General features: G+C 60.9%; 11 protein-coding genes. 6 read left to right on the plus strand and 5 right to left on the minus strand.

Features of this window, described 5'->3' with window-relative positions; genetic code table 11:
• Together VBE63_RS23305 and VBE63_RS23310 are read right to left on the minus strand one after the other, a co-directional pair.
• On the minus strand, nt 1-387 hold a 387-nt coding region (locus VBE63_RS23305; protein WP_323685406.1), incomplete at its 3' end, for a transglutaminase N-terminal domain-containing protein.
• An 86-nt stretch (nt 388-473) separates the two neighbouring features.
• Nucleotides 474-1,652: a fatty acid desaturase gene (locus VBE63_RS23310; protein WP_323685407.1), complete on the minus strand. Its 1,179-nt coding sequence runs from the start codon at nt 1,650-1,652 to the stop codon at nt 474-476.
• A 182-nt stretch (nt 1,653-1,834) separates the two neighbouring features.
• Here VBE63_RS23310 and VBE63_RS23315 point away from each other — a divergent pair, with 182 nt between their 5' ends.
• The 3 genes from VBE63_RS23315 (at nt 1,835) to VBE63_RS23325 (ending at nt 2,728) form a co-directional block, all read left to right on the plus strand.
• Complete coding sequence (locus tag VBE63_RS23315; protein ID WP_323685408.1) at nt 1,835-2,152, plus strand: DUF1840 domain-containing protein; 318 nt, start codon at nt 1,835-1,837, stop codon at nt 2,150-2,152.
• Between the two features lie 161 nt (nt 2,153-2,313).
• Nucleotides 2,314-2,463, plus strand: coding sequence for an entericidin A/B family lipoprotein (locus tag VBE63_RS23320; RefSeq protein ID WP_416274648.1), 150 nt, complete (start codon nt 2,314-2,316; stop codon nt 2,461-2,463).
• A 46-nt stretch (nt 2,464-2,509) separates the two neighbouring features.
• A complete protein-coding gene (locus VBE63_RS23325) occupies nt 2,510-2,728 on the plus strand; it encodes a DUF2892 domain-containing protein (protein WP_323685409.1) in 219 nt (72 codons plus the stop codon).
• A gap of 302 nt (nt 2,729-3,030) precedes the next feature.
• Here the strand turns inward: VBE63_RS23325 and VBE63_RS23330 are convergent, their stop codons facing one another.
• A complete protein-coding gene (locus VBE63_RS23330; RefSeq protein ID WP_323685410.1) occupies nt 3,031-3,417 on the minus strand; it encodes a TusE/DsrC/DsvC family sulfur relay protein in 387 nt (128 codons plus the stop codon).
• 152 nt (nt 3,418-3,569) lie between these two features.
• Nucleotides 3,570-3,983 carry a DUF1523 family protein gene (locus VBE63_RS23335; protein ID WP_323685411.1) on the minus strand — a complete coding sequence of 138 codons (414 nt, stop codon included), beginning with the start codon at nt 3,981-3,983 and terminating at the stop codon, nt 3,570-3,572.
• A gap of 301 nt (nt 3,984-4,284) precedes the next feature.
• Here VBE63_RS23335 and VBE63_RS23340 point away from each other — a divergent pair, with 301 nt between their 5' ends.
• From VBE63_RS23340 to VBE63_RS23350, 3 genes are all read left to right on the plus strand, one after another.
• Complete coding sequence (locus VBE63_RS23340; protein ID WP_323685412.1) at nt 4,285-5,613, plus strand: DUF2254 domain-containing protein; 1,329 nt, start codon at nt 4,285-4,287, stop codon at nt 5,611-5,613.
• A 177-nt stretch (nt 5,614-5,790) separates the two neighbouring features.
• Nucleotides 5,791-5,925, plus strand: coding sequence for a BrnT family toxin (locus VBE63_RS23345; RefSeq protein WP_323685413.1), 135 nt, complete (start codon nt 5,791-5,793; stop codon nt 5,923-5,925).
• Nucleotides 5,922-6,152, plus strand: coding sequence for a hypothetical protein (locus tag VBE63_RS23350; protein ID WP_323685414.1), 231 nt, complete (start codon nt 5,922-5,924; stop codon nt 6,150-6,152). The genes VBE63_RS23345 and VBE63_RS23350 overlap by 4 nt, the downstream gene beginning before the upstream one ends.
• A 235-nt stretch (nt 6,153-6,387) precedes the next feature.
• On the opposite strand, the gene VBE63_RS23355 is transcribed toward VBE63_RS23350, so the two are convergent.
• The coding region (locus VBE63_RS23355; protein WP_323685415.1) for a glycosyl hydrolase family 65 protein at nt 6,388-6,712 on the minus strand (325 nt) is incomplete at its 5' end.

Here is a 6,712-nt window from a genome sequence, read left to right on the forward strand (position 1 = left end):
GGCCGTCAGCGGGTCGCCGCCGCTGCACGGGGAATCGTCCATATAGGGCGAGAGCACGGGTTGATCTTCGACGGCATAGGCAAAGGGGTAATCGACAGCTTGCGCGTCGACCAGGAAATCGAGCGGTTCCGCGTTGAACTGCTGAATGATGACATCGCTCTCGATCGCGAGCTGGCTGGCAGGCACGTCAAAGGTGGCAATCGCCACGGAATTGTCCTCGACATCGCGGTGCCAGCGCAGCGCGGCGGTGGGCGTGGTGGTCAGCGTTGCCGACTCGATGCGTACCTCGTGATCCTCCCGGGGTCGCAGACGCAGGACGTGGGGGCCAAGCCGTACTTGGCTCGAAAAGCTGTAGTAGGTCCGATGCAAGATGCGATAGCGGTGCATGAGTTACCTCGCGGGCCAGGGTCAATGCGGCTGCGCCGCTCGCGCGCGGCCAGCGCTTCGAGGATCGCTGCTGCCAAGAAGGCGCGTCAACCGTAGCCGCAGAGCCGCTTGGAGAACTGCTGCAGCGCGATGATCCCGCTCGTCTCGGCGTGCTGAAGCCAGCTTTCCAGCTGCTCGACCAACTGCTCGCGCGAGGCATTGGAGCGGCCCCAGAGGGCGACCAGCTCCTGGCGCAGCGCGTAGAGGAGGCGCAACAGGGGACTGGCCGCGAGCGCTCGCTCCAAGATCATGCGCTCGGACGCGGGCAGATTCTCCGCCCCCCGCTGCAGCCCCCTCTGGACGGCTCGCAGCGTCCTCTTCTCGTCGAGTCCGAGAGCCGTGCCAAGCTGCCGTTGGCGCACCTCTTGTTTGACCGTCGGCTTCAGGCTGTCGACAAACCTGGCCAGTACCGCATAGCGATGGGTGACGACGGCCTGTAAGGTGCCGACGTCGCAGTGCCGCTTGGTCAGGTCGACGCGAATCTTGGGCGCCACGCGGCGGATCTTGGCGAGTCGCAATGCCGCCAGGAGGCGGATATACAGCCAGCCGATATCGACCTCCCACCACTGATTGGAGAGCTTGGCCGAGGTGGCATAGGCATGGTGGTTGTTGTGCAGCTCCTCGCCACCGATGAGGAGGCCCCAGGGCAGGATGTTCCTGGAAGCGTCATTGGGGGCGAAGCGGCGGTAGCCCCAGTAGTGGCCGACGCCGTTGATAACGCCGGCGGCGAAGAATGGAATCCACAGCATCTGGACGGCCCAGACGGTGAGCCCGATGGGACCGAACAGGAGTAGATCGATCACCAGCATGAGGCCGATGCCAAGCTGGCGATGCCGCGCATAGAGGTGACGCTCGAGTGCGTCATTGGGCGTGCCGTGCCCGTAGCGCTCCAGCGTCTCCGCCACCGCGCTCTCGCGGCGATAGAGATCCACGCCATCGAACAGGACCTTTTTCAACCCGTAGACCTGCGGGCTATGCGGGTCGTCCGGGGTCTCGCATTTGGCATGGTGCTTCCGATGGATGGCGACCCAGTTGCGGGTGACGATTCCAGTGGTGAGCCAGAGCCAGGCGCGGAAGAAGTGGCTGGCGAGCGGGTGCAGGTCCAGGGCATGGTGGGCCTGATGTCGGTGCAGGAAGATCGTGACCGAGGCGATGGTGATGTGGGTCAGGCCGAGGATGACCAGGACATACCCCCACCAGGGAAGTTCAATGAGACCAAGCGGCATGAGAGCGGACTCCAAATCGTGATAAGCCGTGACCGATTGAGCTTGCCCCCCGCGCCCGCTGGAGTCGGTACGGCAACGCACATAGAGAAAACATGTTCTTTTGTAGGTGACCGAACAGACGGCCCCTGACGCTTGGATCAAGCTCTCGGTGTTCAGAAACTCAAGACCGGAGTGAGGCAACCATGTTGATCACATTCGAAACCAAGGCCTACGCCAACATCACCATGTTCGGCGATGTCGCCGTGACACTCATCAAGCTGATGGGGCATAGCGGATCGGTACCCAGCGCCCTTCTGGCCGACGATGTGCCAAATGCACTGGCTCATCTCAAGGCCGCGGTCGAGGCGCAACCGGACCAGCCCTTGGACGCAACCAACGGCCCAGCGGATGATGCAGAGGAAGGCGAGCACATCAGCCTCGCCCATCGGGCATTGCCTCTGATCGAGCTGCTCACAGCCGCCGCTGCGGCGCACGAAAATGTGATGTGGGACGCTTCTTAAGTTCGCTAGCGTACTGAAGGTGAAGCCCGTTCAGCGTAGATTTTACATCACCGGCAGCGGTCGCTGCCGACATGCCCGGCACCGGCCCCTCGGGAACCGAGAAAACAGGGCCGGCCGACGGTCGCGCAACAGCAACGGATGGCACAGACAGATAACAGGTGATGAAGATGAAAAAGCTCGTAGCACTGATTCTTCTGGCCGCGATCGGCGGATTGTCCGCCTGCAACACCATCGAGGGCGCCGGCAAGGATATCCAAAGCGGCGGAGACGCCGTGAGCGATGCCGCCCGGGACGTCAAGAAGGATCTGTGAAGCGGCACCGAGGCAGAGATCGACCCTCAACCACTGGAGCAATGTCATGAACTTTGATTACACCAAGCACAACATCGGCAACATCGATCGACTGATCCGCGCGGCGGTAGGCATCCTCCTGATGGCCGGCGTTTTCTTCGGCGTTCACTGGGTGGCCGGACTGATCGGTGCGGTATTGCTCGCCACCGCCTGGTTCCGGTTCTGCCCCGCCTACGCGCTCTTCGATTTCAGCTCCGAAAAGGACGTGGCCCCCGTGGGCAAGTAGCGACCAAGCCGCCAGCCGACCGGGCGGTCAGGTCCGGGCGGCGAGCGAGCAGGCCGTTTTCGGGGCGAAACCGCGGTTCAGCCGTAGCGCGACCGCCCACCGCGTGGCTCTGCCGCCCCCTAGGTCGCTTGAGGCCGCTAAGCGTTTGCAGACGAGTCAACGGACTGCGGTCTGCTGCGTCGACGCGAGGCCACATGCTACCGACCGAAGGTTTCAATAGCATCAATCACCGGGTCGGCGCGGTCCGGGCACTCGCTGGCGGCGCCGATCATCGTGGCGGATTCGTGTCTTATGCGGATTGATTAGCGGGCCGTACCAAATCCCTCATCCTCGCTATGCGCGGGGACCGGTAATCCGGCAAAACGCATACCCTGTGTGACCGGGCCGTGCGGAAACAGACGTCGCAGATATTGGCGGCCGCCTTGATCAGAAAACGCCTCGTCAAGGATATCGCCGAGTTCTCGACCGCTTTCGACCGAACCATTCTCCAGATAGTAGTCGCGTAATCGCTGTATCACCTCAAAATGGGCATCTGTAAGCTCGACGCCTTCTTCCTTGGCGATACCACGCGCCTGTTCCTCGTCCCAATTCTGCAACTCACGTTCACGTTGGGTGTGCTGCTGACTGTCAATATCGGTATCGACGCTCTTATCGCCAAATTCATCGACAAGACTTGCTTTTTGTTTCATACCTGATCTCACTTCTTTAATGGTAAACGAACTGCCTTGCAGCGAGACCGCCTGTCTCCCTCATCCGCAGATAGCGATCAACAGGCCCAAGCCACGTGTAATCCTCTCGTGCCAGCCAACAGGCTTAGAGTCGCGAGTCGCGAAGGCCCGCGTCACTCACCTTTGGTCACCGCCGGCCCCTCTTTGGATGGCGCATTAATACAGCGCGCTGGTGCGTCGATCGAGATGACATTCGGGAACATACCCAAAAACGGGATACGCATACCGTAGCCATGCACCGTCACGGGTTCCTGCGGGCAGTCTTGTGTGATACGGCTCGCGACCGCCTGGAGATCCGCAGAATTGAACTTAAAGTACGGGGGCATGAACCCGGCGTCCTCGTTGCGGAAGATGAACGTGTCAGCGGTGTCTGTATGGACGGTCTCGATACGATACTGGATATTCCGACCATCGCCGGTCACGCCCGAGATCTGAACGTCCCAGGTGTCGGCACCCCAGAAGAGCCAGAGAACGGCGATCCCGATGACGATGACCGCAGCGAGGCTGATTGTGATTTTCTTTTTCATGAGTATCTACTCCATGTCTGTCGGAGGTTTGGACTCGGCCGCAGCACAGCGCGGCAGAGCCGCATGCGCGGGGGCTTGCGGAGCAAAAGGCAAGCGCTGCCTGACAGCCATCGCGGTGGATCGATCGGTCCGTCACGACAGCCACCAGCATAGGCGGGAGTTCGAACAAGTTCAGTTCGGTAGCGTACAGAGCGACACGGACACCGCTTTGAAAAGCGCAATTCGTGTTGTCGCCGAATAGACCAAATCTTGCGGACCGCGGATGCTGCCCCGGACTGCTCGTGACCGGAAGGAGCAACACTTGGCGAAGTCATTGTCCATTACACGCGTCTTCGCGATCTGGGGACGCCTGAACTCGAGTTTCTGGTTTGTTCCCGCCATGATGTGCGCGGTTGCGATCGGGCTATCGTTCCTACTGATCGAGGTCGATACCCGGCTTGGTATTGGCACTGTGAGCGATTTCGGCTTGCCCTATACGTTCGGGCCGGAAGGCGCCCGGGCAATCCTGTCGGTCATCGCGAGCTCGATGATCACGGTAGCCAGCCTGATCTTCTCGATCACCATGCTCTCGCTGCAACTCGCCTCCTCGCAATTCGGGCCGCGGGTCCTGGAAAACTTCATGCGCGACCGCAGCAATCAGATCGTGCTCGGAACCTTTGTGGCGACGTTCCTCTATTGTCTGGTCGTGATGCGTTCGGTGCGGGGTACGGCGGACTCCAGCTTCGTTCCGCATCTGACCGTTGCATTTGCGGTGGTTCTCGCTGCTGTTGGTGTCGCGGTTCTTATCTATTTCATCCATCATATCGCCACTTCGATCCGCATCGAAACGCTGCTCGCGCAACTGGCCGCCGACGGGTGCGCCGCCGTCGATCGACTCTTTCCGGAACGGCTCGGCCATGGTCCCTTGCATCACGAGGACGAGCCGGCTGCGCATCGGCTCCCAAATGACTTTGATCTTGGCTCCGAACGGGTCGGTGCCGATGCGAGCGGATACGTGCAGAATCTCGGTATGGACGCGCTCATGCAGATTGCCGCAGAACATGAGCTTGTCTTGCGGATCGAGACCCCGCCCGGTCGCTTCGTCGCCGAAGGTGACTGCATGATCACGGCATATCCGCGTGATCGAGTGTCGGATAGGGTCGCCGACAGCCTGCGTGGCGTGCTCGTCATCGGCCGGAATCGGTCAGTCAAGCAGGATCTTGAGTTCGCGATCCGGCGTATTGTCGAACTGGCCCAGCGATCCTTGTCGCCTGGCGTAAACGACCCCACGACCGCGCTTTACTGTATCGACCGACTCGGGGAGGTGTTCGGTCGATTGTCCGATCGGGATCTTCCATCGCCGATCCGCTACGACGACACCGGAGAGTTGCGGATTCTGACTGAAGTCATCGTCATCGAGGAATTGGCATGTCATGCCTTTTCAGCAATCGCCCGCTACGGGACCTCCGACGTCGATGTGGTCACGCGGCTGGTAGACACAATGGGCAAGTTGAGCCGGTCATTCTCGCCCGCAGCGCGTGAAGCCATCATGACACTGAATGAGCAGGTGCTCATCGCAGGCGCGAACAATGCTTCTCTGAATTTTGATCGGACAGCGCTTCAAGAATTGCTGCGCAGTCAGAAATCGTGAAGCGCTGTTATCGGTGACATTCTGTAGTTCGCAAGACTTCAACCGGATAAACCGCAGCCGGCTTCAGCCAGATCGACCCCCCGGTATCCTCTCAACGAGCTGCTCCGAGGGCCCCGTTGCGGCATGCTACTGCGCCGGCCGCCTTTCGACATGGCTGCTGGGTGCTAGAATCGACAGATGGACTGCGACTGGGACAATTTGAAGGCGGCGGCCAACCTGCGTAAGCATGGCGTAAGCTTCGAGGAAGCGTGCACCGTCTTTTTAGACCCTTTCGCTGCCACGGGTGCCGATCCGGACCATTCAACTTTATGAACATGGCTGAAGACAACCCCCAAGCCGACGACCTCCGCCCAGCGTATCGCCGAGAAGATTTTCCCGCCGGTTTCGAACGCGGAAAGTACGCGGCAAGAATGCCAGAGGGCTCCAACATCGTCTGCATCGACCCTGATTTGGTCGGGGCATTTCCCGACAGCGCTGCCGTGAACGAGGCCCTGCGTGCCTTGCTGCAGATCGCTGAGCGCAGCGCGCGTAAGCCCTAACGCGCTACCCGAAACAGGCCCCGAGAACGCAGCGAGGAGCGGGGTGAAAAGGGGCCAGTGCGGCCTAGCTAGGCCGCGTGTTCTAGCGGGCGGATAAGGATGACCGCAACGACGCCACCCTATGAAACCGCCTTCCTTGAGGGATGCACCTGAGCGATCACAGCCTCGGCCAGCTTGAGGCGAATCAGCACTTAAGTGCCAATGAACCCTGCAACATGCCTGACTCGCTGGTGCGCTATCCAGCCAGACTGACCTGCACAAGATGCTCCTGCCGGTCATCAAGCAGCCGAATCACGGACCCTTCCAGTTCGACCCCATCCAGCGTCAAGTGCGTCACCAGACGATCGCCGCCCGCGCGGGCGCGGACCTGGCTGACCGAGATGCGGTAAGGCGTTTCCCGATACCGGTAGTGAAGCCTGAACCCGTCCCATTCCGCCGGCAGGCAGGGCTCAATACGCAAGGTCTCCGCTTCCCGCCGCAGGCCGAGCAGGGATTCCAGGATCAACCGATACATCCAGCCCGCCGAGCCGGTGTACCAGGTCCAGCCGCCGCGCCCGACA

Source organism: Lamprobacter sp., assembly GCF_034860625.1.
Lineage (GTDB): Bacteria > Pseudomonadota > Gammaproteobacteria > Chromatiales > Chromatiaceae > Lamprobacter.

Bases quoted from the DNA above. Each gene is read 5' to 3' on its own strand.
- VBE63_RS23345 (WP_323685413.1), top strand. From the start codon at position 5,791: ATGGACTGCGACTGGGACAATTTGAAGGCGGCGGCCAACCTGCGTAAG.
- VBE63_RS23330 (WP_323685410.1), bottom strand. From the start codon at position 3,417: ATGAAACAAAAAGCAAGTCTTGTCGATGAATTTGGCGATAAGAGCGTC.
- VBE63_RS23320 (WP_416274648.1), top strand. From the start codon at position 2,314: ATGAAGATGAAAAAGCTCGTAGCACTGATTCTTCTGGCCGCGATCGGC.
- VBE63_RS23315 (WP_323685408.1), top strand. From the start codon at position 1,835: ATGTTGATCACATTCGAAACCAAGGCCTACGCCAACATCACCATGTTC.
- VBE63_RS23325 (WP_323685409.1), top strand. From the start codon at position 2,510: ATGAACTTTGATTACACCAAGCACAACATCGGCAACATCGATCGACTG.
- VBE63_RS23350 (WP_323685414.1), top strand. From the start codon at position 5,922: ATGAACATGGCTGAAGACAACCCCCAAGCCGACGACCTCCGCCCAGCG.
- VBE63_RS23310 (WP_323685407.1), bottom strand. From the start codon at position 1,652: ATGCCGCTTGGTCTCATTGAACTTCCCTGGTGGGGGTATGTCCTGGTC.
- VBE63_RS23335 (WP_323685411.1), bottom strand. From the start codon at position 3,983: ATGAAAAAGAAAATCACAATCAGCCTCGCTGCGGTCATCGTCATCGGG.